This is a genomic window from Phycisphaerales bacterium, assembly GCA_029268515.1.
Taxonomy (GTDB): Bacteria; Planctomycetota; Phycisphaerae; order Phycisphaerales; family SM1A02; genus JAQWNP01.
The window spans coordinates 185,368-210,351 of sequence record JAQWNP010000006.1; the positions used below are offsets into that span (position 1 = coordinate 185,368).

General features: G+C 49.6%; 26 protein-coding genes and 1 tRNA gene. 10 read left to right on the forward strand and 17 right to left on the reverse strand.

The window, feature by feature from the left end:
* Positions 1-25: 25 nt before the first annotated feature.
* The 7 genes from P8J86_03665 to P8J86_03695 all read right to left on the reverse strand — a co-directional run bounded on the left by P8J86_03665 (position 26) and on the right by P8J86_03695 (position 5,573).
* Positions 26-1,000, reverse strand: coding sequence for a pyridoxal-phosphate dependent enzyme (locus tag P8J86_03665; GenBank protein ID MDG2053784.1), 975 nt, complete (start codon positions 998-1,000; stop codon positions 26-28).
* Positions 997-2,244, reverse strand: a complete 1,248-nt coding sequence (locus P8J86_03670) for an LL-diaminopimelate aminotransferase (GenBank protein ID MDG2053785.1) — start codon at positions 2,242-2,244, stop codon at positions 997-999. The genes P8J86_03665 and P8J86_03670 overlap by 4 nt, the downstream gene beginning before the upstream one ends.
* Positions 2,245-2,319: 75 nt before the next feature.
* Positions 2,320-2,976 carry a methyltransferase domain-containing protein gene (locus tag P8J86_03675; protein ID MDG2053786.1) on the reverse strand — a complete coding sequence of 219 codons (657 nt, stop codon included), beginning with the start codon at positions 2,974-2,976 and terminating at the stop codon, positions 2,320-2,322.
* 99 nt (positions 2,977-3,075) lie between these two features.
* Positions 3,076-3,438, reverse strand: coding sequence for a 50S ribosomal protein L20 (rplT, locus tag P8J86_03680; GenBank protein MDG2053787.1), 363 nt, complete (start codon positions 3,436-3,438; stop codon positions 3,076-3,078).
* A gap of 144 nt (positions 3,439-3,582) precedes the next feature.
* Complete coding sequence (locus tag P8J86_03685; protein ID MDG2053788.1) at positions 3,583-3,843, reverse strand: 50S ribosomal protein L35; 261 nt, start codon at positions 3,841-3,843, stop codon at positions 3,583-3,585.
* A gap of 141 nt (positions 3,844-3,984) precedes the next feature.
* A complete protein-coding gene (locus P8J86_03690; GenBank protein MDG2053789.1) occupies positions 3,985-4,941 on the reverse strand; it encodes a hypothetical protein in 957 nt (318 codons plus the stop codon).
* Entirely contained in the window at positions 4,938-5,573 is a 636-nt protein-coding gene (locus tag P8J86_03695) for an RNA polymerase sigma factor (protein MDG2053790.1), read from the reverse strand. Before P8J86_03695 ends, P8J86_03690 begins: the two co-directional genes overlap by 4 nt.
* Before the next feature lie 268 nt (positions 5,574-5,841).
* On the opposite strand from P8J86_03695, the gene hpnH reads away from it, so the two are divergent.
* From hpnH to rplS, 6 genes are all read left to right on the forward strand, one after another.
* A complete protein-coding gene (gene hpnH, locus P8J86_03700; GenBank protein MDG2053791.1) occupies positions 5,842-7,014 on the forward strand; it encodes an adenosyl-hopene transferase HpnH in 1,173 nt (390 codons plus the stop codon).
* Positions 7,011-7,445, forward strand: coding sequence for a hypothetical protein (locus P8J86_03705; GenBank protein MDG2053792.1), 435 nt, complete (start codon positions 7,011-7,013; stop codon positions 7,443-7,445). Before hpnH ends, P8J86_03705 begins: the two co-directional genes overlap by 4 nt.
* 83 nt (positions 7,446-7,528) lie before the next feature.
* Complete coding sequence (locus P8J86_03710) at positions 7,529-8,212, forward strand: site-2 protease family protein (GenBank protein MDG2053793.1); 684 nt, start codon at positions 7,529-7,531, stop codon at positions 8,210-8,212.
* Positions 8,213-8,435: 223 nt separating this feature from the next.
* Positions 8,436-8,720, forward strand: a complete 285-nt coding sequence (gene rpsP / locus P8J86_03715; protein ID MDG2053794.1) for a 30S ribosomal protein S16 — start codon at positions 8,436-8,438, stop codon at positions 8,718-8,720.
* Positions 8,721-8,752: 32 nt separating this feature from the next.
* Positions 8,753-9,481: a tRNA (guanosine(37)-N1)-methyltransferase TrmD gene (gene trmD, locus P8J86_03720; protein MDG2053795.1), complete on the forward strand. Its 729-nt coding sequence runs from the start codon at positions 8,753-8,755 to the stop codon at positions 9,479-9,481.
* 53 nt (positions 9,482-9,534) lie between these two features.
* Positions 9,535-9,924: a 50S ribosomal protein L19 gene (rplS, locus tag P8J86_03725; protein ID MDG2053796.1), complete on the forward strand. Its 390-nt coding sequence runs from the start codon at positions 9,535-9,537 to the stop codon at positions 9,922-9,924.
* 54 nt (positions 9,925-9,978) lie between these two features.
* On the opposite strand, the gene P8J86_03730 is transcribed toward rplS, so the two are convergent.
* From P8J86_03730 to P8J86_03750, 5 genes are all read right to left on the reverse strand, one after another.
* Positions 9,979-10,410, reverse strand: a complete 432-nt coding sequence (locus tag P8J86_03730) for a hypothetical protein (protein ID MDG2053797.1) — start codon at positions 10,408-10,410, stop codon at positions 9,979-9,981.
* A 55-nt stretch (positions 10,411-10,465) separates the two neighbouring features.
* The gene (locus P8J86_03735) at positions 10,466-10,705 is read right to left on the reverse strand and encodes a hypothetical protein (protein MDG2053798.1); all 240 of its coding nucleotides are present in this window, start codon (positions 10,703-10,705) and stop codon (positions 10,466-10,468) included.
* Between the two features lie 146 nt (positions 10,706-10,851).
* Positions 10,852-11,739, reverse strand: a complete 888-nt coding sequence (locus P8J86_03740; GenBank protein MDG2053799.1) for a hypothetical protein — start codon at positions 11,737-11,739, stop codon at positions 10,852-10,854.
* The gene (locus tag P8J86_03745) at positions 11,739-14,837 is read right to left on the reverse strand and encodes a DEAD/DEAH box helicase (GenBank protein ID MDG2053800.1); all 3,099 of its coding nucleotides are present in this window, start codon (positions 14,835-14,837) and stop codon (positions 11,739-11,741) included. Before P8J86_03745 ends, P8J86_03740 begins: the two co-directional genes overlap by 1 nt.
* A gap of 235 nt (positions 14,838-15,072) precedes the next feature.
* Positions 15,073-15,145, reverse strand: a tRNA-Lys gene (locus tag P8J86_03750).
* A 313-nt stretch (positions 15,146-15,458) separates the two neighbouring features.
* Here P8J86_03750 and P8J86_03755 point away from each other — a divergent pair.
* The 4 genes from P8J86_03755 to P8J86_03770 are packed head-to-tail and all read left to right on the forward strand — an operon-like array spanning position 15,459 to position 18,881.
* Positions 15,459-16,676 carry a DPP IV N-terminal domain-containing protein gene (locus P8J86_03755; GenBank protein MDG2053801.1) on the forward strand — a complete coding sequence of 406 codons (1,218 nt, stop codon included), beginning with the start codon at positions 15,459-15,461 and terminating at the stop codon, positions 16,674-16,676.
* 60 nt (positions 16,677-16,736) lie between these two features.
* Complete coding sequence (locus P8J86_03760) at positions 16,737-17,486, forward strand: hypothetical protein (protein ID MDG2053802.1); 750 nt, start codon at positions 16,737-16,739, stop codon at positions 17,484-17,486.
* Entirely contained in the window at positions 17,470-17,796 is a 327-nt protein-coding gene (locus P8J86_03765; GenBank protein ID MDG2053803.1) for a hypothetical protein, read from the forward strand. Before P8J86_03760 ends, P8J86_03765 begins: the two co-directional genes overlap by 17 nt.
* 53 nt (positions 17,797-17,849) lie before the next feature.
* Positions 17,850-18,881, forward strand: coding sequence for a tyrosine recombinase XerC (locus P8J86_03770; protein ID MDG2053804.1), 1,032 nt, complete (start codon positions 17,850-17,852; stop codon positions 18,879-18,881).
* A 96-nt stretch (positions 18,882-18,977) separates the two neighbouring features.
* Here the strand turns inward: P8J86_03770 and P8J86_03775 are convergent, their stop codons facing one another.
* The 5 genes from P8J86_03775 to P8J86_03795 form a co-directional block, all read right to left on the reverse strand.
* Positions 18,978-21,122: a SpoIIE family protein phosphatase gene (locus P8J86_03775; GenBank protein MDG2053805.1), complete on the reverse strand. Its 2,145-nt coding sequence runs from the start codon at positions 21,120-21,122 to the stop codon at positions 18,978-18,980.
* A 73-nt stretch (positions 21,123-21,195) separates the two neighbouring features.
* On the reverse strand, positions 21,196-23,274 hold the full coding sequence (locus tag P8J86_03780) for a SpoIIE family protein phosphatase (GenBank protein MDG2053806.1): 2,079 nt from the start codon (positions 23,272-23,274) through the stop codon (positions 21,196-21,198).
* An 87-nt stretch (positions 23,275-23,361) separates the two neighbouring features.
* Positions 23,362-24,078: an SDR family oxidoreductase gene (locus tag P8J86_03785; protein ID MDG2053807.1), complete on the reverse strand. Its 717-nt coding sequence runs from the start codon at positions 24,076-24,078 to the stop codon at positions 23,362-23,364.
* Between the two features lie 53 nt (positions 24,079-24,131).
* Complete coding sequence (locus tag P8J86_03790) at positions 24,132-24,668, reverse strand: hypothetical protein (protein ID MDG2053808.1); 537 nt, start codon at positions 24,666-24,668, stop codon at positions 24,132-24,134.
* Between the two features lie 16 nt (positions 24,669-24,684).
* The gene (locus P8J86_03795; protein MDG2053809.1) at positions 24,685-24,963 is read right to left on the reverse strand and encodes an acylphosphatase; all 279 of its coding nucleotides are present in this window, start codon (positions 24,961-24,963) and stop codon (positions 24,685-24,687) included.
* Positions 24,964-24,984: the final 21 nt, after the last annotated feature.

The following is a 24,984-nucleotide window of genomic DNA, read 5'->3' on the forward strand; positions in this document are numbered from 1 at the left end:
CATTAACGGTTGAACTGTGCTGGAGCTAGAACGGTAGTTTACCCAAGTCCACATTACCGCCAGTAACAACAGCAATCACCCGCTGCCCCTCAACCTGTGCCTGAAAGACCGGATCAAGTATCGCTGCGATCGATACCGCTGAACTTGGCTCGATAATGATCTTGGCTCGTTCCCAGACAAATCGCATTGCAGCGATGATCGCATCGTCTTTCACTGTCACAACACGTTCGACATGATCCTGAATAATCGGCCAAGTCAGTGAGCCTAGACTTGTCAGTAATCCATCTGCAATTGTATTGGGGCTCGTCTGCTCAATAAGCTCACCCGCTTGCATTGATCTTGCGGCATCATCAGCACCAAGCGGCTCAGCAGCCACCAACTTGGTAGATGGACTTCGTGCTGCTAGTGCCAGAGCAATACCTGACAAAAGGCCTCCACCACCAACTGGTACGACCACGACATCGATTGGTTTGGGTTCAGATTGCTCGATGATCTCCAAGCCACAAGTACCTTGCCCCGCAATGACGCGGGCATCGTTGTAAGGATGGATAAAGGTGCCGCCTGTTTCTTTCAGTACTTGTGCGGCAGTATCTTCACGGGCCTGCAGTGTTGGCTCGCAAAGTGTAATCACCCCGCCATACGACTCAACCGCCTTCTTCTTGATCTCTTTCGCATTTGCCGGCATCACCACATAAGCAGGTATGCCCCGCCCCTGAGCGGCCAGCGCCAGTGCCTGGGCATGGTTTCCTGAGCTATGTGTGACGACACCACGCTGAGCTGTTGCTTCATCCAATTGCATCACCGCATTGGTCGCACCACGAAACTTGAATGCGCCAGCCTTTTGGAAGCACTCCGCTTTGATCAACACATCACGATGAGCAGCATCGCTAATCGCCTGACAAGAAAGAAGGGGTGTGCGATGAGCTCGCCCTTTCAGGCGTTCAGCAGCAACCTGGATATCTTCGATGTCCACTGCATATTTTTTGTGGGTGGGCATCATGCGCTATGACTAGATATCTTGCTCATGCGTTCAACCACCTCGGCAACAACTTCAGCTGATGGGAACGCCGATATACGGATATAGCCTTCACCACAAGAGCCAAAACCTGAACCGGGCATCACGATGATTTGATGATCTTGCAACATCTGATCGAACATCTCCCAACTTGAAACACCATCTGGGCAAGCAGCCCATACATAGGGAGAGTGTTGAGCACCATAAACGGTCAGCCCAAGTGACTCACAACCCTTGCGCAACAATGCACCATGTTGTAGATATTTATCAATGATGGCTTTGGACTGTGCCTTACCATCATCGCTATAGAGTGATTCCGCACCACGCTGAACCACATAGGAGACGCCATTTGACTTCGTACTCCAACGACGGCTCCATAGGTCGTGCAACACAAGTCGAGTTCCGTCGGTTGTCTTGGCCGTCAGCTCCCGGGGGCAGACTGTAAATCCACACCGCACACCAGTAAAACCACCACTCTTTGAAAAGCTATGAAACTCGATAGCGCAGTTGCGAGCACCAGGAATCTCATAGATTGACTTTGGAAGCGTGTCGTCTCGAATGAAATCTTTGTATGCAACGTCGTAAAGAATAATGGCATCATTTGCTCGGGCGTACTCAACCCACGCTTCAAGCTGCGATCGGGTTATTGTCTCTCCGGTTGGATTGTTGGGATAGCAGAGGTAGATCAGATCTAATGGTGTGCTTGGGATATCTGGCACAAAGTTATTTTCTGCCGTAGCTGGCAAATACGTCAGTCCTGCATATTGACCATTGTCTCCCGCAACGCCTGTATGTCCGACCATTACATTGGTGTCGACGTAGACCGGATAGACAGGATCGGTAATCGCAATTCGATTCTCACTACCGAGGATGTCGAGAATACTTGCACAATCACCTTTTGATCCATCGGATACAAATATCTCTTCAGCATTGACATCAATTCCATGATCTTGAAACTCACACCGGGCAATGACCTCTCGTAGAAATGGATAGCCCGTTGGTGGGCCATAGCCATGGAACGTCTCACTACGCCCCAGATCATCAACAGCCGCATGCATGGCTGCCAGAACTGCTGGCACCAGTGGTTCTGTGACATCTCCAATCCCACATCGCAAGAGCCGGTCTTTTTTGTCTGGATTCTGCTCACAAAACGAAGTGACACGATGGTCTACTTCTCGAAACAGATAAGCGCCCGCCAACTTTTGATAATTACCATTTACATATGCCATGAATAATTATGTTGCCGCGTGAGTGCTGTTACAAAGCATAGAACAGTACAACGCTGACGAACACTCTCCCATGAGTTAACTAAGGCTGGCTGAATTTGCAGGCAATGCAGAAAGCGAGCAAGCCCAGGCTGGCGGAAGATTCCGAAGCACCATAGAGCGAGTCGCACCACAGTGACTGTGGATTTGATGCATGAGTTGTCGTCGCTCAAGAAGACTTTGCCGAAGTCGCGGCCGGAATAGGATGAAGGGCCACTTCAGCTTCGTCATTCCCATATAGGCGAAGTAAACAAGGTGCCCCGAGGGCGACAGCTGCTTCAGCATGCACTCAAACAGATCATCGACATCTTTAACCGGAAAAATATTGAATGGAAGACCGCAGATAATGTCGTCATACGGACCCTCAATTTCGGCCTCTAGAATTGATTGATTGTGCAGCCTCACAGTGATATCTGGATTTGTACTACGAAACGGCCCCAGTACATCCTGCTCTAAAATTTCACAGAAGTCATCCTGTAGCTCGACGACATCAAGGCTATCACCAGGCTTTAGATTTTTTAGGATCTCTCGCGTAAAGGGACCTGTGCCAGCTCCAACCTCAAGAACACGACGTGATTGACCATGAGGCTCCAGCGACATCCACTTTGTCATCTTACGAGCGAGCAATGAGCCTGAGGGACAAAATGCGCCAACCTCGTGATGGCTCTGTAGTGCTCTACGCGTAAATCGGAACATAGAGAAGGCTCCTACCTGGTATTTTGCAGTCTGCACTGCTTCGGGGCGACCTAGCGTGCTCGGAGACTTTGAAAAACAGGCAAAGATACAGAGTGATGACTAAGACGCAGTCGTGTTGGCTTCAGAAAGTTCCACCAACTGATCGAATGCTGAAGTATCAGCAATTGCAAGTTCACTGAGCATCTTCCGATTCAAGAGAATGCCTGACTTACTGAGGCCATTCATGAACCGGCTATATCGTGTATTTCGCATCCGACATGCTGCTGTAATTCGTGTGATCCACAGACGCCGGAACGATCGACGGCGATTACGGCGATCGCGGTACGCAAATTGTCCCGCTCGAATGAGTGCGACCTTGGCCTGTTGTTTATGACGACTCTTGGTACCCCAGTATCCACGTGCGTCCCGGAGTACTCGACGGCGGCTTTGGGTTCGTGCCGCACCTTTGCGTATGCGAGGCATATCTCGCTCCTTCTTATTGCGTCAATACGGAGGCCAACTCAGATTGCCTCAGCACGGCCTATGGCCTTCTCTATGCTGAAGCTAAGTCGACGCTTGATCCCGACCAACGTCCTGTAGTTATCAAACCAAAAACCGCCAAACAGATCAGGTGTCCGATGTAGAAGCGCCTGTCTCCTGCGCCGCATCAGATTTTCGATCTGGTTTAGGCGTTGAAAGGCCAAGCAACGAACGCAGTCGTTTCATATCAGCGCTCTGCGCGAAACGCGGTACGCGATAGCTCCGACGTAGCTTTCCTGACTTATGGCTGCGCCTATGTCCAGAATATGCCGCACGGAAGCGCACCTTGCCTGATTTGGTAAGGCGGATTCGTTTGAGCAATCCCTTATGTCGTTTCTGTTTTGGCATTGGACTATCCTCGAAATCGCCTGGACTATCCCAAACGGCGTCATTAGACCCCATGTGGGGCAAGTCGAGAAGGGTAGCAGATCGCCGCCCCGCAGCCAAGCCAATACGATCAAGATGAGAGTTGGATGGGGATTTATGGGCTCAGTGAGCTAGGAAGACGTCGCGGTCATTACTGGGATTCGCCTCCGGCCGAAGCGAGTCTGTGCCAACGCCCTGCGGCAGCCAGATATTGTCATGAAATCCATCATGCTCAATCACCGGCTCGTTCCAGATCTGACGGCATGAGCCATCTGACCAAAGCGTATTCTGACTTCCCTGCTGACGATGGTTGCGGGAGAGTTCCATATGGTCGACAGGACGATTCTCCCGGAGCGCTTCAATCACTGGGTTTTTGTCCGCAAGAATAATAATGGGACGCCCCGCAGCAAGCTGCACCATCTGGCCAGGCTGCTGCATCTGATAGCTATAGCTCGGAGAGTGACTGTGATTGCCAGGACAATCAAAGTGTCCATCAGAGCAATAGTCACTCAGAGGGTCTAAATTTTTTGTGTTTGAAAATTGCCCCCAACCCCCACCGATCCCAGCTTGCATGACATTCGGCATCGTGCCGTTATTGTCCTTGGCAAACAGCGAAAACCCGCTGCCGATGGCTGCAAGGTTATCACCACATGCTGTTGATGCCGACTGCCCTTTCATGCGATTGAGAATCGGAAGTGTGATGCTCGCAACAATAAGAAGTACTGCGGCTAGTGCAACAACATCTGGCAAGCGAACCCACCGCTGACCTCGACCAGAATCTTCGCCGGCATTGGCGATACCTACCTTCATGCGAGATCTCGTTCTCTCTTCATGCTGGTCTATTCGAGCCAAAGCAGCATCTACAAGTGTTCTTTGATCTGCCGCATCGACTTGACCCACAGGGTAAGCCTCTAGGATGTGCATGAGCCCTTCAACACTATCTAAACGCTTTTTATCTTCTTCTGAAAGATCATCGAGTTTGGTTCTATCAAAACCAACCTCGATCAATGCATCGAGAATAATCTGATCCTCAGGCGAAAGGTCCGGCATTCTATCTTCTTGATCCCTATGCGGACTCATTCCTCGCCTCCATCTTTGTCATCTTCATGTAATGCCTTCCATGTACTGGCGAAGGTCGCCACTGCAGTATGTAGTCGACTCTTCACAGTGCCCAGTGGAATCTCCAGAGATTCGGCAATCTGGTTGTAGCTCATACGCTGGAAGTAACTAAGCAGCAGGATCTCCCGCAAATGCGAAGGTAACTCATCTACTGCAGTTTTCACTTGTACTTGTAACTCCTGTGACTCAAGTGGCAGATCAGGAGTTGGTAAATCAGATTCAAGTAGATCAACAAACGGACGCCCCTCATCATCCCGTCCCATCGAAGCGGACAAAGAAACGCCTTTATGCTTCCCATGTTTACGGTGGTGATCGCGCCCTTTATTAGCGGCAATCGTAAAAAGCCATGGCTTGAATCGACGCGTTAAATCAAAGGACTCTGCAGATTGATGCACCTGTAAGAATGCCTCTTGAAAAACATCTTCAGCAGCAGCACGCGATCCCACAAAACGAATGAGGAAGTGCAAGAGCTCCGCTGAGTAGCGGTTCATGAGGGCTTCAAATGCGGCCCGATGACCATCGAGGTATGCCTCGATCAGCTGCTCATCGGTTGATTCAACCCAAGAAGTTGCGGTAATTGTTGGTTCAGACATTGCGGTTTTGGCCAGGGGGCTGGCGGGCATCATAGTAGACAATATGCCTCTGCCTGAGCTAAATAGGCTATTGAGGGCACAACTAGCAGCCTTAGGCCCTCTCACACTGGGTTGTAATGTCATGGCAACCATCTCTCTTGTGCTACGAGATGACTTGCCTTAGAGATCGCCCGCTTTAGGATGTATTTTTATTCTTTGTCTAGATTGGCTAGGCAGAGGGGTTCCTGATACCTAAAACCGGCCATGCACCTATCTCAGAAGGACCTATATGGGCGTTCCTATCTCACAAATGTGGACAGTAGCTAGCTACGTGATCGGACAGAAGTTGCGGCGCCGCAAGCGTTATCCGCTGGTTCTCATGCTTGAGCCACTCTTCCGATGCAACCTTGCCTGTGCTGGCTGTGGCAAAATTCAATACCCCGCTCACATTCTTAAGCAGGATCTTCCGCTCGAAGATGCGCTGGAAGCCGTTGATCAATGTGGCGCACCTATGGTTTCAATTCCTGGCGGGGAACCACTCCTATATCCGTACATTCGCGAGTTAGTTGATGAACTCATCAAACGTCGCAAATATATTTACCTTTGCACCAATGCGATCGTGCTTAAAGAAAAGCTCGAGGCTGGGCTCTTTGAACCAAGTAAGTACTTGAGCTTCTCCGTGCATATGGATGGCGAGCAAGAACATCACGATTTTGCTGTCTGTAGAGAAGGCATCTACGACAAAGCAATCGAAGCAATACGCATGGCTGTGGATCGTGGCTTTCGAGTCACCACGAACACGACACTCTTTGAAGGGGCCGATCCTAATTCAGTGCGCCGCTTCTTTGATGCCATGATGGATGTCGGCGTTGAGGGAATGATGGTCAGTCCTGGCTATGCTTATGACAAGGCACCAGACCAAACTAATTTCCTACCTCGAAAAAATACCCACGAACTCTTCGAAATGATCCTCTCCAACCGTGATAAGCGATGGCACTTTAATCAATCACCGCTTTTCCTAGAATTCTTGATGGGTAAGCGAGACTACGAGTGCACTCCTTGGGGGAACCCAACATACAACATGTTTGGATGGCAAAAACCGTGCTATCTTCTTCAAGAAGGCTACGTCGATTCGTTTGATGAGCTGCTTGAGGACACCGACTGGGATAACTACGGTCGAGCGTCAGGGAACCCCGCATGCGCTAACTGCATGGTGCACTGCGGCTATGAGCCAACAGCTGTAGACCATACTTTTGCCTCTTTTGGAGGTATCTGGGGCAACATAAAAGCAATGGTCTTCAATCGCTATGCAAATCCAAAGGCCAAGAGCCGTCTTAAAGAGGCCCAAAAACAACCCCATGGACCTGTTGCTCACCTTGTGCAACTCGGCTTTGGGGATGATCTAAGGGCTGCGGGCGTCGAGGTCCATGATGAGATACCTGAACATGTAGGCGCCGCATGACACAAAAATTTCAAATTATTGGCTTGGTATTCTTAAGCCTGTTGATCAGCGCATGCGTGCAACAGCCCAATCAAAGAACAAAGCGAGCTTCATTTTCACAGCCGGTAGAGGTGGTCATGATTTCGATGCCTGGCTCTTCCGCATCGATTAAATTGAATGCACTTCTTCAGCGCATCGCTCATGAGTACACAAACTTTAGTTTTGTGACCATTGACGTCCTACTTATTCCAGACGATGACCCGCGATTAGTCTATGGTGCGCCAACTGTGCTCTATGACGGCAAGGACATATTTGGTGAAAAACCTCGCTCTGTTGATGGTCTAACCAGCCGCGTCTACACAAATGTCATCCCATCTAAGAATGAAATAATCAATGGCATTCAGAGGCTTATCCAGAAAGATTCTGGGTCGGGGAAAAATTCCGCTGACTGATTCCAGTGAGCGAACCTGGATCTTGCCCCAATCAGACGAAGGCCTCGTTTTCCTCTCACACGAATAGATTTTGGGTTTGAATAATGATTAGTTGGTGGGCCTATCCACTTATTGATGAGCAGAACTGGATCGTCCTTGTTAGTTGGACCTTCTGGGTTATCTTCGCCATCACCCTGCACGAGCTCGGCCACGCATGGGCCGCCATCTGGCAGGGTGATGAAACGCCACGCGAATACGGACGACTCTCTCTGAATCCCATGGTGCATATGGGCCCCTATTCAATTATTGCTTTTGTACTGATTGGATTAGCCTGGGGACTCACGCCAATTAACCCCAACCGCTTCCGATGGGGGCGTTTGGGCCGAGTCGTTGTGGCATCAGCCGGACCTCTGACCAATCTTCTGTTAGCGCTCGTTTGCTCATTTTTATATGCCGCTATTTTGAGTTGGTCACCTGAGTCAACATCAGACACCAAACTATTAGACAATGTGCTGACCCTTCTTGATGTCGGCATCTACATCAACTTGCTGCTGCTGTTATTTAATCTCTTGCCGATACCACCATTAGATGGATCCAAGATTCTGGCCGCCACTTTCAAACCAATTGATCGCCTCGTCCATCGGCCTGAAGCAGCCTTGTTTGGCTTGGCTGTGGTGATGGTCATTTTCTTGAGTGGATTTGATGTCGTGATTGCCTCTATCGTCGAAGGCCAGAGCAATGGACTCAAGTCCTGGGCATTTTGGCTTTTACCCGGCTCCGGAGGCTAAGAATGGGTCTGAGGCTGACCTTGCGGTCAAGCACCTGATGACACCTTGATCACAGCGGTGTCTCTGCTATCCTGACCAGTTCGCATCCGCTTCTTGAAGCGGTGCCGTACGGAGTTGAACGCCCTGGCTTGATGTCAGGGTTTGCCAGGCCATGTGGCCTGCCTCCCCCGGCATCGTCGTCTGGCATTCGTCAGCGAAAGAAGCGCTTGAAAGGAGCCACGAAATGGTTGTTTTGCGTCTTAAGCGGATGGGCCGCCGCCATCGCCCTTTTTATCGTGTTTGTGCCATGGACAAACGATCGCCTCGAGATGGACGGGTCATCGAGCAACTTGGTTGGTTCGATCCACTTGTTGAAGAAAGCAAGCAGACGGAACTAAAGATCGACCGGATCAACTACTGGTTGAGCGTCGGCGCTCAACCAAGTCCAACCGTTGCAACGCTCCTGCGTCGCGCTGATTGCGATCCAAAATCTGGCAAGAAGATTGCTGCTGCACCCAGCACTCCATAATCAATAAAACGCTCGTCGTTTCTGATTCAATAATGCGCGTAGATATACTCACCATCTTCCCTGAAATGTTTGGCCCAGTGCTGGGCTGTAGCATTCCTGCGCGTGCTGCCGCTGCGGGCCTTGTTGAATATCACATACACGATATTCGCGCATGGGCTGACGGACCCCATCAAAAAGTTGATGACCGACCTTTTGGTGGCGGCCCCGGCATGGTCATGATGTGCCAACCGCTTTACGACGCGGTGAACGCTATTGAAGCACTTGATGAGCGCACTGCTACTCGCATACTGCTTAGCCCACAAGGGGCTCCACTCACCCAGCCGCGTGTGGAAAAACTTGCAACCTGTCCGAGAATTCTCCTCATCGCAGGACGCTATGAGGGCATCGATGAACGGGTTATTGAGGAACTCAATCCAATAGAGATAAGTATTGGCGACTTTGTTGCAAGTGGCGGCGAACTACCTGCCATGCTGCTCACTGATGCCTTGGTTCGTCTCATCCCCGGCGCACTTGGCCACGAAGATTCCGCTGCTGAGGACTCTTTTTCACCTTGTGCTGATGGGCGACGGCTCCTTGATGCTCCCCATTACACGCGACCCCGTATTTGGCGCGATCGACAAACACCTGAGGTGTTGTTGAGTGGCAACCATGAAGCTGTTGCTTCATGGCGAAACCATGCTCGTCAAACACGCACTGTTGACCGACGACCCGATCTTCTCATTTTGGACTCGTCAGCTCATTCACCAAAGGATCACAATTGATCCTAATCTTAAAGATCACCCTTTGAACAACTGCTCAATTTGGAATCGACACCATGAATGCCCAAGAACTTGTTGAATCAATCGTTACAGATCAAATCAAGCCTGAAGCCGATCTCTCTAACATAACTGTTGGTGACACAATCAACGTCCACGTGCGGATTATTGAGGGTGACAAAGAGCGCGTTCAGATTTACCAAGGTGTCCTCATTGCAATTCGTGGCCGAGGCGTCAATCGAATGATTACTGTTCGACGCATTGTTGCCAACGAAGGTGTTGAGAGAGTTTTTCCTCTGCATTCACCAAGACTATCGAAGATCGAAGTCGTACGACGTGGTGATGCACGAAGAGCCAAGCTTTACTACCTTCGAGAACGTGTTGGCAAGAGCCGCCGGCTTCGCGATCAACGTCGCGGGCTCAAGCACTACGATGCCACTAATAAATAAGCGGCGACTCATCTGCTCTCTCCAGTCGTGTTGACACAACCGCTTCAATAGACATCAAGCGGCGCGGCGCAGTCGACCGAGGGACTCGACCGCTGCGAATACATCTCCGCGTATTGATCGCACACGCTTGTTATCAACGAATACAAGCATCTCCTGCAAAGCAGGTGATAGATTCGCAAGCATCACATATCCGCGCGCACCAGCAAGGAGCATGAGATGATCAGCAAATCTAGAATGACACTTCACATCAATAGATTGAACATTGAGAATATCAACGATGTAGTCTTGAGCTGTGCTACGGGATAGACCGCGAAAGAGACCCTCAATTTGTTCGAGATCCGACTCGTTAATGACCTCCGTAATGGTCATTGTGACGATACATCTACTTCCTACGACCTGAACCTTGGCAATCCTGGGCAATGGACTCGATGGCAGACAAGAGTCAGCTGGGCGACGCGAGAAGTGATTAAGTATGGACTTGATCATTTTTGTTTGCTCACTTTTCCACCCTGGCTAAGCACTGTTTATCAACCTCTTTGATTTATCCAATAAGACGGTCCTGCTCACTATCACTGATTGGCCTGAGAAACACCGACGGACGCTTGGCGCGTGCTTTCATATTTGAGTTCATCCCAACTGAACCAATCGTGCCACGATTAGATTGATCTGCGTTTGTACTGAAACCAACTTCTTCGCGGTTATGTCGCAATCGATCAATTGACTTCTCGATGGCTTCTAACACCGGGCGAATTTTTTCGATACTTGTCCTGGATCGTTCCATGAATCTGTACTCCTTCAAGAGTCAGAATCGACGAGAACGTCCGCTAAATTACTTGGATGCCGAGAAACACTCCAAAACTATGGACTCAGTGGCCGCATAATCGGATTGATCCGCTCAACTCAAGTCATGAGCCGATTATCAAGCTCTCAATCAATATGTCGGTCAATCCGGCTCATCCGAGCCTGCTCTGAAACAGCCTCATAAACACTGGCCAGAAGTCCTACAAAGGGGAATTTTCCCTGCATTGGAGATGGTCCCAGGCGACGCAGTAGGCTCTGCGGCGGATATTGCATTGGCGGTCGCCGCTCTAACTCAGCGAGACTGGGACCACATCGCCAATAGTCATCAAGACAGTCCTGAAGACTTGGAACAACAGCACGCGACTCCGGAATCCAAGGATCAACATGTGCGGTGGCGACCCCCTGCGTCTGAATCTCACGATTTTGCGTCAGTCGTTCCAAGATCTGCGCCGCGTTCATACCTCTTATCTCGAAGAGCAAGAGCGGTTCATTGGTCAAATGGTGACAAAAGATTGAACAGAGTGTTGCAACATGTTTGCAAACGCCGCCATACGGACAAGTGCACATGAAGGACACACCCTCGGCATTGGTAGGAATCAACCTCTCGGCCAACTCTTCGCCCTTCACTGGAAGTTCGTTGGAAAGTAGACGTGCTTCATATGCTGCTTCTTTCGCCATGAACGAAATAAGCTCGTTCCAAACATCTTCTCCCAGCGGATCAAGTGTGATGGTCACTTGATAAGGCTTGGAAGAGCGACCCTGTACTTGGCCCTGTAGGGATCCGCGGGACACTTCAAATCGAACCGTCTGCCCGTCACGCGCGTATTCAAGTGCTGCCTCAATCGTGCCTGGTCCAAATTGGCTAGACAAAGACTGCCAAAGACGCATACCGATTCCCTCGGTAGGCGCCACACCGGCCCCTGTGGGTATTGATACACCTTTGCGAACACGCCTCATTGCCTGGCTCGCTGGTCGATCAACGCGGGCAAATTTCTGGCTTGCATCAATTGACATCAGCATGCCTCCATGGCTGAGTCGCGCAGCTGGAAGATATCACGTAATTGATTTGTAGTGAGATCAGCAATCCATTGCTCTCCGCCACCAATAATGCCCTCTGCAAGCTCTTCTTTACGCTCAATCATCTGATCGATTCGCTCTTCGAGTGTTCCAAGACACACAAATTTGTGAACGTGAACGGCACGGGTTTGACCGATTCGATAGGCCCGATCGGTGGCTTGACGCTCTACGGCAGGATTCCACCAACGGTCAAAGTGGAACACATGATTGGCTGCTGTCAGGTTCAAGCCCAAGCCACCTGCTTTCAGTGACAAAATGAAGATTGGAATATCACTTGCTGGATCTTGGAAACGATCAATCATTTGTTGACGTTTCGCCTGTGGCGTTCCGCCGTGAAGAAAGAGTGATTCATAGTCAAGGTCGTGCCGAATCATGGATGCTAGTAATTGGCCCATCTGACGGAATTGAGTGAATATCAATGCTTTCCCGCCGCTTGCAATGGCCTCTTCAAGCAAGCCCAACATCCGTGCCGCCTTTCCAGAACGAGCAGATAGAACCGGCGCATCGCCGTGTTGTTCTGGAGTCAGTCCGGTTATTTTCTTTGCGCTGTCGCTTGCCAAAAACTGAGCTGGATGATTGCAAACCTGTTTCAGTTTCACCAAGGTAGCCAATACCAAACCGCGGCGTTGAATACCCTCTACGCGATCAATGTCGCCAAGCATAAAGTTAACCACACGCTCGTAAAGAGCAACCTGCTCTGGTGTGAGTGTTGCATACTCTTTCGTTTCGAAGCACTCCGGCAGATCATCAGCGACACCCGGATCTGTCTTCAGCCTGCGTAAGATAAAGGGCCTGACAATCATACGAAGTTGTTCTGCTCGATCTGCATCGCGACCTCGCTCAATGGGCACGGCGAAACGGCGGTTGAATTCTGTCAGCCGATCAAGGTAGCCGCTATTACAGAACTCCATGATTGACCAAAGCTCACTGAGTCGATTTTCAACGGGTGTTCCCGTTAGTGCAAGGCGATGTTGAGCGGTTAGCGAGCGAATTGCTTGTGTCTGTTTCGTTGGTGGGTTCTTAATGAACTGCGCTTCATCTAATGCCACGCGGTGCCAATCCACGGAAGACACGGTCTCTTGGTCACGGCTCAGTAGTGCATAGGTCGTGATCGTTACATCATTCTCAAGCACCGTCTTGACGAACTCTTCTCCAGTTGGTCGATTTGGACCATGGTTGACATGAACTGAAAGTGACGGTGCGAATCGAGATAACTCTCTCACCCAGTTTCCAACAACGGAGGTGGGTACGATCAAAAGCGTCGGACCAATTTTGCCTTCTGACGCATTTTGTTTTTGGGTAGATTCACGTTCGTGAACGAGCAACGCAATGAGTTGAATAGTCTTACCCAGGCCCATGTCATCGGCCAAACATGCACCAAGACCAAATTGCCCCATGAATGCTAACCAGCGAAGGCCCATGCGTTGATATGGGCGCAGGGTTCCTATAAAGCCCCGTGGCTGCTCTACATGAGGTATGGGTGTTGAGCCACCGATTCCAAAGAGGTCTGCCACCCAGCCACTTCCATCCATACCAAGAATCGGTAGATCATCATCTTCACCCCAACCATGACTGAGGCGAATCGCCTCTAAGGCCGTCATTTCTAGGTCTTGCTCAGCCTCTGCCAATGCTCGTGCCGCCTTAACGTCTGATTCTCGGATCGAAAGCCAGCGACCATTGCGATGTACAAGTGGTGCACCTTGTTTGACGAGGTCTTCAAATTCTTCTGGTGCGAGAAGTTCATCGCCAATTGCTAAATTCCATCGGCAACGCACCAGCGAACCCAAGCCAAGCATGCCTTGGCTTGACTTAGACTTCTCGCCGAGTCCCACATCGGCACTTGAGTCGAGTGGATCTACTTGTAATCGCAAGCCAAGTCGGCTCTCTGGTGCCCCCCACCAATCAGGACAAAGGACTCCAACGCCTGACTCTTCCAGCACCGCCATGTACTCAGTCAAAAATGTGTAGGCCTCGCTCGTCGTCAGCGTGAGTTGTTCGGGAACTGTGGTTTCCAGTGCTTGCTCTAATTGGGGGTAGATACGACTCGAACGACCAAGCTCCGTCAACAATAATTTTCCGGGATCATCGACCTGGGCGCCAACAGCGCCATCTGTCCAGACCTGTGAAGCCTCAATAACCAGTTCTGGATTGCTCGTGTTTTGCAAAAGAAATCGAAGCGTCCATTCACCTCCAGATTGTTCCATTGCAGTTGGTTCATATAAACGAAGTGCGAGTCGGAATGCTTGGTCGGGACGGGCCTCATCTAATCTTGCTACCCAACGGCCGGCACCTTGTAAAAGTGTTGCATCTGTATCAACCGGTTCTTGAACGATACGTTTTGTACCAAGTAGACCCGCCAACCAGGCGACATGAGGATCTTGTTGGGGATCACGATCCTCAATAGCCTCAAAAAAGGACTGCTCTTCAAGTGTCTTTCGGACACCCGCATCAATAAATGCCTGTAAGGCCTCCGCAAGAATCGGCCAGGGACGACCATCATGACGATCGAGTATGGCCCGAACCATAGGCGGCATACTGGTCAAAAGGGCGCCTGTTCGCCAACGAGCATCTTCATCATGAAGCCACGGCTGCCACCATGCTTCCAATTGACCTTCGCGTCGCTGAACAAGAGTGGCGATGAAACGTTGATCAGCCATCAGATCCATAACAAAACGACTGACAGATGCCCAATAACGAATGGAAGCGCCACACTCAATGGGAAGCGTTGCTCGTGACGAAACATCGAGGTGTAGTAAGTCGGCCATTGCAATCAATATTTCAGGCGCCATCACTGTGTTCACGCGAACGGCTGGCACTGAAAATGCCTGAATCAATGGATCACTCGGTCGGTCAAGATCGCCAACAATCGATGCCATCTGGTCACTTGGCCAAGGGCCCCAGACATCCCCAGGAAGCATGATCGAAAGACTGCCTTCGGGCACAAGATGATCTGCGTACTCCGGAAACACAGACAAGACCGCTGCACGCAAATCAACACTTGATGCAGCAAAACTATGAATGGGTGGAACTGGCATCGTGGTCACTGCAGTAACCGTTGATGCTAAATCCTCCTGCGCGTTTTGCTTCTGATCATCCGAAACTTGCGCATAAGTCTGCGCGCAACCTCGGTATCCGGAATGGGATTCCCCCCAAAACATGAGTCCACCTCGGCTGAAGTTGGCATGAATGACCAACACTAAAGAATCCCTCCGCCTCAACCCGACTCATTAATGCTGCAACAAACACCTCATGCACGGCAGCTCGTACCAGTGATCACGCTGGGACTCGAACCCAGGACCCACCGCTTAAAAGGCGGTTGCTCTACCAACTGAGCTACGCGATCCGAAGCAAACCATTGTAGATGCTCTGGCAGGCCTGCCCAGGCCATCGACAGACCGTCCACATCACCTAAGTGGCGATTTCATGCCGAGAGAGGGCTCTTTTGGCCGATAACTTGGTTATGACCCAATCATCTGGCAAGACATCCTCAAGCCATATACCTGGCCAGTCCGATAAGGGGCAGTGGCATGGGGCCCCGGGTCTGGTGGAACCAACCGGTCTTTCCACAATTCAGCAGCCTTGTTTTGGATGGATAAACCAAGCAAGGTCCGTTTTATGGCCCAAAAAGGGCCTTGTAAGCCCAGGGAGTGCCTGAGATGCCATACGCTCATAAAGCCATCATGCTGGCCTTTTCTTCACTGCTGATCGCTGGTTGCTCCCAGATGAGCGCCAAGACGGCCACCTATGGCCCAACAGCATCAGTCACGCCAGCCACCCGCTCAATCTCATCAAGCAGACCAGATAACACTGACTTACTCGTTGAAGAACAGGCCGTGCCCATTACCCACATGAACAATGGCGATCATGGCCGGGCACCACAGCTGATTGGCCTCTACGGTGAACCTGCCACGCCAGCCTCTGGTCCATCGACCTTAGAAGATGGCAACCGGCATCTCACCCAGGTCAGTTTTGCTTCAGAAGGTGGATGCTTCGACCCAGATATCGACCGAACCGGTGCCTGGATTGCCTTCGCCTCAACCCAGCACAGCCATGCCTCGGATATCTACCTGAAACAGGTAGGTGGCAAAACGATGACGCAACTGACTGCAGATCCTGCCGTTGATCGCATGCCGTGCTTTACACCCAATGGCAAGGCACTCGCATTTGCGTCTAATCGATCAGGCAACTTTGATATCTATATCAAACCAGTCGCCGGTGGCGCGCCTATTCAAGTGACAAGCGATGGCGAAGATGAGTATCACCCAAGTTTTTCACCATCTGGTACGCATCTCTCTTACTGCAAAATAAATACTCAAAATCAACGATCAGAAATATGGATTGTTGAAGTAAAAAATCCCAGTGTTCGTCACTTCGTGCAGTACGGGGTTTTACCTGAATGGAATCCTGATCCAGCTTCACAGATGCTTCTCTTCCAGAAAGCTCGACAACGTGGAAGTCGTTTTTACAGCATCTGGACTGTTGAGTTCGCTCAGGGTGAGGCGCGCAATCCTACTGAAATCGTTTCAGCATCCAATGCTGCTGTGATCAATCCAGGTTGGTCCCCAGACGGTCAACAAATCGTCTTTGCCACCGTGGTTGACCCTACGGATAGCGCCTCATCTCTACCTGAACAAATGGACATCTGGACGATCAATCGAGATGGCACTGAACGACGTGGATTAACCAGTGGGCCGCACGCAAATTATCAACCAGCCTGGGCAACAGATGGCCGCATCTACTTTGTCTCCAATCGTTCTGGCAACCAGAATATTTGGTCCGTCATCGGAGATGAGCGATTTGACAGTCTGGCGCAGACGAATCAACCCTACAGCACTGTACAGGGGACATCACCCGCACCTGGGCTCGATCCCTAACAGGATCAGACCGGATTTAGATGTATCGATGAGCGGAGCTCATTGGGAAGGCAGGACGCCATGACAAGTACAAATTCCATGCGCACGATCATCGGTCGACTGATGACCGTGACGGTGTTTCTATTCGTTTTCTCGTGCACACCGAGAACCAAAGTCGCCACTGCGATACATGCTCCTTATTACCAAGATCAGATCTGGGCAGTGGCTCCGTTCATGAATGAATCAGGCATCTCAACTATTCGAGTAGATGCCATTGCAGATGCATTTGCGGAACAAGCTCAGCATGTCAAGGGTATCAATGTCGTACCCGTCAATCGCGTTATTCTTGCGATGACACAACTCAATATGAAGGTCGTATCCACGGTTTCTGAAGCTGAGCAGCTGCTTAGTGTTCTCAATGTCGATGGACTGATTCTCGGAAGCATTACCGCTTACGACCCCTATCCTCCTCCCACACTTGGGATCGCCATTCAGCTTTATATGGCACCTGATGTGAGGTTCTCCAAGACACAACCAGATGATCTAGTTCGAGCTCCTTCCGATCAATGGCTGGGATCTATGCAAGTAATGCCCCACAACCCCGTCGCTCAAGCAGCGGGTATTTTTGATGCCATTGATAACCGGACGATCCAAGAAGTAAACCAATATGCAGAATCGCGACATGTCAGCACCGGCGCCTACGGCCCCTCGATCTACCTTGTGAGCATGGATTTGTACACGGAATTTGTAGCCCACCGTCTCATCCACGCACTTCTCTCCGATGAGAAAAAGCGTCTGATGGCGGGCCTAGAAGGTGACGAGACGCCCTGACGACCTCACTGGTTGTCGCGGCACTTCCCGTCGACAACCATCCATGACACTCCCCTATCACAACCACTCCAAGCCATCTAATGTAACCCCCACCATCTTCCGTGTTGTATTGGTCAAATGGGACCAATCATGGAGGTTTGAGTGGGATGAAGGTGGCGAAAAACAGCTTTTAGACACCCTGACAAGCCTTGCTTGTGACACTGAGGCCAGTTTTGACTGGTCTGATCTGGCTGTCATGCGCCGCCATATTCAACAGCAATTCGGACAAAGACCACGGAAGGTAGGTCCGAAAAGTGACGATCTAATCTAACGAAGCCGCAGTTTTCTGGGCATAAACATACATAACCCGTGAGGCATGATTCCATGAGCGATCCCAAGCGTAGCACAATTCAATTGGTCGAAGAATTCCTGACCTATCTCTTCGATGAAAGGCATTTCAGTCCATACACAGCTAAATGCTATGGCGTCGATCTACGCCAATTTACAGAATATCTCACTGAAGAGCACAACATCACTGCCACTCTTGAGCAAGAGCAGGCTGCTTTCGAAACACATCGAATGGCGGCCGCGACCTCTCGCAAGAATAGTATTTCAGAATGTCAGACGATTACAGCAATTATTCTTCTTGGTGAAGTCAACACCATTAGGTCGTTTTTAGGCACTCTTGAACCCCACCAGTATGCCGCAGCAACGATGGCTCGAAAGATCGCTACTCTGCGATCCTTCCACCGCTGGATGGAAAAGTGCGGACTGATTGAGTCGAATCCCATGACCTTGGTTCGTTCTCCAAGACAAACAAAACGTTTGCCAAAAGCCATCGGAGTAGAACAGGTCGAGCAATTGCTTGCAGCACCAGATGACACAACCATACTTGGCTCTCGGGATCGATCCATTCTCGAAACACTCTACTCCACTGGTATTCGCGTGAGTGAATTGGTTGGCATCAATATGGGCGATATAGATGCAGCTGGGCAATCTCTTATTGTTCGAGGCAAAGGGCGCAAGGAGCGCCTGGTACCGTTGGGTTCTCATGCCCTAACAGCTCTTCGAAAATACATCACCATGCTCATTGAATTCCGACGAAGTCACAATGATGAATCTGGTGCCCAAACGCCGCTCTTTATTAACAAACATGGAACGCGATTATCGACGCGATCTGTTCGCCGTAAAGTCACGAAGTACCTGATACAAGTTGGTCTTGATCCTGATATCAGCCCACATACCTTGCGACATAGTTTCGCAACGCATCTCCTTGATAATGGCGCCGATCTTCGATCTGTTCAAGAGCTACTGGGCCACCAGTCACTCTCAACAACACAAGTCTATACCCATCTGACTACACAACGCATGCGTCGCAGCTATGACAGTGCTCATCCACGCGCAGAAGCAGGCTGACAATAAGGCGAATGCGATCAATGTAAAAGCACGGCGAAAAGCCGATTTGACCAGGGGCGTCTCTTCCGAGGGCGCCCCTGTCTTATGGCAAGATCACTACATCACCTTGATAACGACAAGCGTGACATCATCTTCTTGATTATGTTGACCTCGGAATTCATCGAGCTGAGTTGTGATGGCGATCGCAATTTGATCTGCCGAAGATTCAACTTGTGATCGAATGACGTCTCGCAGTCGATCTTTGCCAAACATTTCACCATCGCTATTGCGAGATTCCCAGATGCCATCTGTACCAATAACAATAATCTGACCAGGCTTCCAACCAGACTCCGATGCTTCAGTAAATACCCATTCACCATCAATACCCAAAGGGATGTCACTGCCACCGAGCTCATCAAAGCTATCTGTTTCAGGAGAGAAGCGTAGCATTGGATCATGTCCCGCACTCACCCATCTCATTTCGCCAAGTTGTTTATTAATGACAAGAAAGAACAGTGTCATAAATCGACCACTTTGAGTGTCCTGGGCAAGCCGTGTATTAACCTGTCCCATTACTTCGGCAAGACTGCCGGGCGCCGCGAGTCGTACACGCAGAGCGCCGCGAGCCGTTGCCATCAGTAAAGCGGCAGCAATACCATGGCCAGTCACATCACCCACAGCAATGCCCAATATTCCCTCTCCAAGTTCCTTCAATTCAAGAAAATCGTAGTAGTCACCACCCGTCTCATCGCAGTACACACTCCGACCCGCAATATCGAATCCACTCAGTTGCGGAGGCTCGCTAGGCAAGAGGTTCTGTTGAACCTCCATCGCAACCCCAAGCGCTTCACGAATACGCATGCGATCTCGCAACTTTGGCACCATATCGTTAAAGACTGCTGCAAGTTCACCGACTTCGTCCGAAGTAGCAACCGATGCCCGTGCCTCAAGATCACCGACAGCAATCTTTTTTGCCACCGACACAAGATTGCTAATGGGCCGCGTGACTGATCGTGCGCACAAAAATGCCAGAACAACGACAATGATCATCAGAAAAACAAGAAACACAATATTGCGCCAAGCGTGCCTGCTTACCTCATCAACGAGCCAACTCTGGATTTCATTCGCTTTCGACGCGACTATATTTGCTGGCACCTCAAGCAATAAGAAGGGGCCGCTATCAGTCATTGGCGCATACGCCCACAACAATTCCTCGCCACCAATATCTATCTTGCCTTTGCCAGACTGGCTGAGGCGCATCTGCCTAATCACTTCTGGAATGCCTGGTGATTGATCAGGATTGATATATGTCGGCTTCTGGATTTTTATCTCATCATTTATGGATTCAAGAACGGCTGACTTTTTTGCCACGATTTCAAGCCGATCACCTATCACTTTATCTTTCACTGGATTGACAACCATGATTGATGCATATTCTTGCCATTCCGGAGGGATAGACAAACTCGCAAAAAACTCTGTCAGAACGACATCACATGCAACAACACCGAGAATTGTGCCGTCCGTGAGCTTGATTGGATAGGTGAAACTTGACACCAACTTTCCGTTTGATGCATCAATGTATGGATACGTGCGAGAAACACCTTTAGACTTTTTCCCCAGTTGGTACCAAGGGCGTTCTACGGGGTTGTAATCCTTGGGTAGATCAATATGCCCGGGAAAGTTCATGAACAGTCCATTTTCAAGCGACAAGATGTATCGATGCGCTAAATTGACATTGGCAGCCGTAGCAATACGAAGTGTCCAAAATGCATTTTTAAGGCGGCTGACTTCTAGATCAACTTCAGAACGAGCCAGGCCCAGTGGCACGTAAAAGACTGGCGCATCGGTGATCACCACTTGATTTGTTTTTTCACCTGATTCACTGAGTTCGGAGTAACGTGGATCAGCGGCCATATCTTCAGGAACGACAACTCCATTACGAACATCGTCAGCATAGTATGAAGGCAGATCGCTATCTGACTCAACAGTGGAATCACTTTTATCCCATTCTTGTGACACTGCTTCTGACCAAGTCATCAGCGTCATATCAATCATTCCGATGTCAAGATGAACCTCCTGAGCTAATGATGTTGCAAGTTCGGAAAGGTGCTGTTCTGCCGAAGTCGTGAGCTCCTTACGCAACTCCTTGGCAATACCCTGCCCACTTCGGCGCAGATCAAACAGTGTGTACCACATTGCAATGATAAGTGGCACCAAGGTAAGAACCACAAGAAGTGCTAGTAGTTTCCATCGGAGCGACATTTTGAAATCTCACTTCTTTTTTATAAGACAATGACGAGCTTTCATCATTGCAGTAAAGACTTGTGCCTAACCATTAAAGAACCTTAACAACCACAACTGTCACATCATCTTTAAGAGATTCCTCTCCGATGAATTCCTGGACTGCCTCATAGATATTCACACGGATTTCCTCAGCGGTTTTGTGTGCATTACTCTTTATGGATTTTTCAAGACGTTCTCTACCAAAAACATCGCCATCACTGCCAACGGCTTCCCAAACCCCATCTGTAGCCAGCACAATCACTGTACCAGGCTCAGGAAGAGCACGTTTATGCGTTGTAAACGTAGCAGTTCCATCAATACCAATTGGAATGTCACCACCGTCTAGAGTGCCCATCTGATCGCTGACAGGATCGTATATACATGGCGAGTCATGCCCTGCAGACACCCACTTTATTTCCTTCTTCACTTGATCTATTTTGAGCGCATAAAGAGTCATAAACTGCCCAGCGACTTCGTTGGCCGCCAGGTAGCGATTCGTATCTTCAAAAATTTTCTCCATTGATCGATCAAGTCTAAATTGAAGATGTAATGCTGCACGAATTGAGGTCACAATAAGAGCTGCAGAAACACCATGACCTGTTACATCACCAATGATGACGACACAGCCTCCACCGACAATATTGTCCCCCGTGAGGAAGTCATAGTAATCTCCACCTGTTTCATCACAATAAACACTGGTGCCAGCAAGATCTAACCCAGGAACACTGGGCGGCTTTTCTGGCAAGAGGCGAGCTTGCACTTCATGGGCCAACTCTAAAGATTGCTTCATACGCAACTGGTCGCGTAAGCGAGGTACCATGTCATTAAATGCTGCTGCCAATGAACTGAGTTCACCACTACATCTCACATCGGCTCGTGCATCAAAATCACCACCAGCAACCTTGTCAGCAGCCCGTGAAAGCGCAAGTATTGGACGACTTATGGTACGTGATCCGACAACTGCGGCAATAACAAGTGCGATGAGCAATATCACAACAATGACACCCCCGACCAGCAACTGCTCGCTCATTTCACTCTCAATCATCGCAGCCACTTCTTGACCTTCTTTGAAAACCGTTGACTCTGGTACCACGATAAACAAATAGGTTCCAAAACTATCGAGCGAAGTATAGGACCAGAAACTCAGCACGCCGGCGATCGGGACCTTTGCAACACCAGAGGAACTTTCAGCGAGGTGCTTAAAGACGCCTGCCCAAGGCCCCATCTCATTTGTCTCCTCGATAATCTCATTTAATGGAGTTGCCCAGCTGGCGGCGCCCTTTTTTTGCTGAGCAAGCACCTTCAGTTTTTGTAATCCATCGGGATCCATTTGATGGCGTACTAGTGCAATTGTTGCGTCCTCTTTTAAGTGACCAGGTAACCGAACTTCGCCGAGCAACTCTGTTAAGCCCAGCTCAATACCAACCACACCATTAGAAGTCACGTTCGTAGAAGGAAGCTTCTGAGAAAAACTCGCGACAACTTCGGATGAAGCTGCGTCGACATAAGTTCCAACCTCAACCGCCCTATTGGCACTACGACCTTCGATGTACCAAGGCCGTGTAAAGAAATCATAGTTGGCTGGCATATCGCCTCTGTCTGGATAGTAGAACATGATTCCATCCGACAAACCCACATTGAAGGTGTAAACAAAATTGCCAACTTTTTCCGTCAACTCTTGAAGTGGATGAACAAGAGATGCTAGAGATTGAATCTGTGACTGCATTGAGTCACTATCAACACCCTTGCCTAAATAAATAGCACCCTTCAACAACTCTTCATCTTTGCTCAAATCTGGCGTAACAGAAGATGGGTCACTTGCTTTGTAAATAACAACATCATTGAGTGAAGAAATATCACCATTATTATTACTAAGTGATCGGACAACTCCAACACGAAGAATTTCTAAGATAAGTCGTGCCCGATCATATCGATCATGTACAACTTCAGACAGAAATCTCGAAGACTCTGATAGCTGCATACTGGTATCTTCGATCAACCGCTGCCGCACTTTCGCTGCAACATTCGCGCCCACATCTTTAATAGACAGACGCGCTCCCAACGTCAGTACCACGATGGGCACAACAGATAAGCAGAGCAGTATGATCAGTATTTTCCAGGCAATCCGCATCAGGTATTCCAACTCACTATGAGGTTGTCAGACATCCACAGGTTGGAAGTAATCATACCGCTCAGCAGCCAGATTCATGGCGGTATCTCATATTGAGTTCGTTAGCCCACCATCAACTCTGATACTTTGACCCGTCATATATGAAGATTCGTGCCCAAGTAAGAAACAGGCAACTTGAGCAATCTCATCAGCGGTGGCATAACGCGCCATGGGAATCGCATTAATCCTTGATTCTTCCTCTGGATAGGTGTCCACAAACCCCGGCAATAACGAGTTCATTCGAATGCCTGACTTTGCATAACGATCTGCATAGAGCCTTGTATAGGCACCCAATGCCGCTCTTATTGCCGAAGACACGGGAAAATCCAGCGATGGTTCAATCGCGCCATATGCTGAAATATTAACAACAGAGCCCCCACCACTTTCAAGCATATGGGGTGTGATGAGCTTCGCCAGCCGTGTTACCGACAGAAGAACCAGATCCAAACCAGAGCGCCAGTCCTCATCATCGAGTTCAAGCAGTTCACCACTTGGAGGATGGCCCGTACTCACTACAAGTCCATCAATATGCCCCTCTAGTGCCATGGCTGCATCAACAAATCTAGACAGATCTTCTGGCTTGTCGATCGAGCCTCTCACGCCCACTCCGCCAAGCTCTTTACCCAACAACTCTACTTGTTCTGAACGAGCCAATAATACCACCCGATCACCTTGAGCAGCACAGCGCCGGGCGCAGGCAGCTCCGATTCCTCGGCTCGCAGCAGTTATAAGAATAACACGGGGACTATTATCTTTTCTTACCATCAAATTCCTGTGCCTAAAGAGCTTCTATAAATAAGTCTAATGAAATGGGATGTTTACTCTTCTTGCTTCGTCATCACATCTGGCGTTGACGACAGACTCTCATCCTCTATCGCATCAGATTTTTCGACATCCGTATTGATACTACCTTGAAGTGTTACATCTTCGCGGCTCAGCAACTCATGAACGTGATGAAAATAAGCATCCCCCTCAATCTGCACATGCGCAGGAATTGAAAGGCCAACCGATGTGAAGGTCGCTATTGGTGGATCTCCATCGGGATTGAAAGAAATTTCAATATGCCAGGTACGCTCTTCACTCTGTGGAGGCATCCCCTCGTACTTACGCGTCCGCGCAAGCTCACGGTAGATCGCAATCTGATTCATCGATTTCTTGACCGTGACATCGTTGCTACGGACAAACCACTGTTTATCGAGAGGACGATCACTAAATTCGGGAGACTTAGCAACCGCCACCAGTGTCTTAAATACGACATCTGAAGAATGATCAGGAAAAGTTGAATAGACAGACGTGCAACCTGCTGTGATGACACACAATATGAGTGCAGATGCCATTCTTGTAATTCTGAACATGCCTAAAGACTCCTTTTCAGAACTTGATCTTAAAGCCAGAGAGATCACCGCTCCAAGGCTCCTTCATGGTCTGGACATCATGAACATAATCAGCTCTCGAATCACGAACAACCTGATCAAATGCACGAATGTCGGGCAATGCGCCCTCAACCACACACTCAACGCTTCCATCTTCGCAGTTTTTTACCCAGCCATGAATTGCAAAACTTTGAGCAAGCTCATTGACAGTGGCACGAAAACCAACACCCTGAACACGCCCTAAATATTTGTATTTTCTACGTACTTGGTTCTGCAAATCTGACTGCTCCGATGAGAA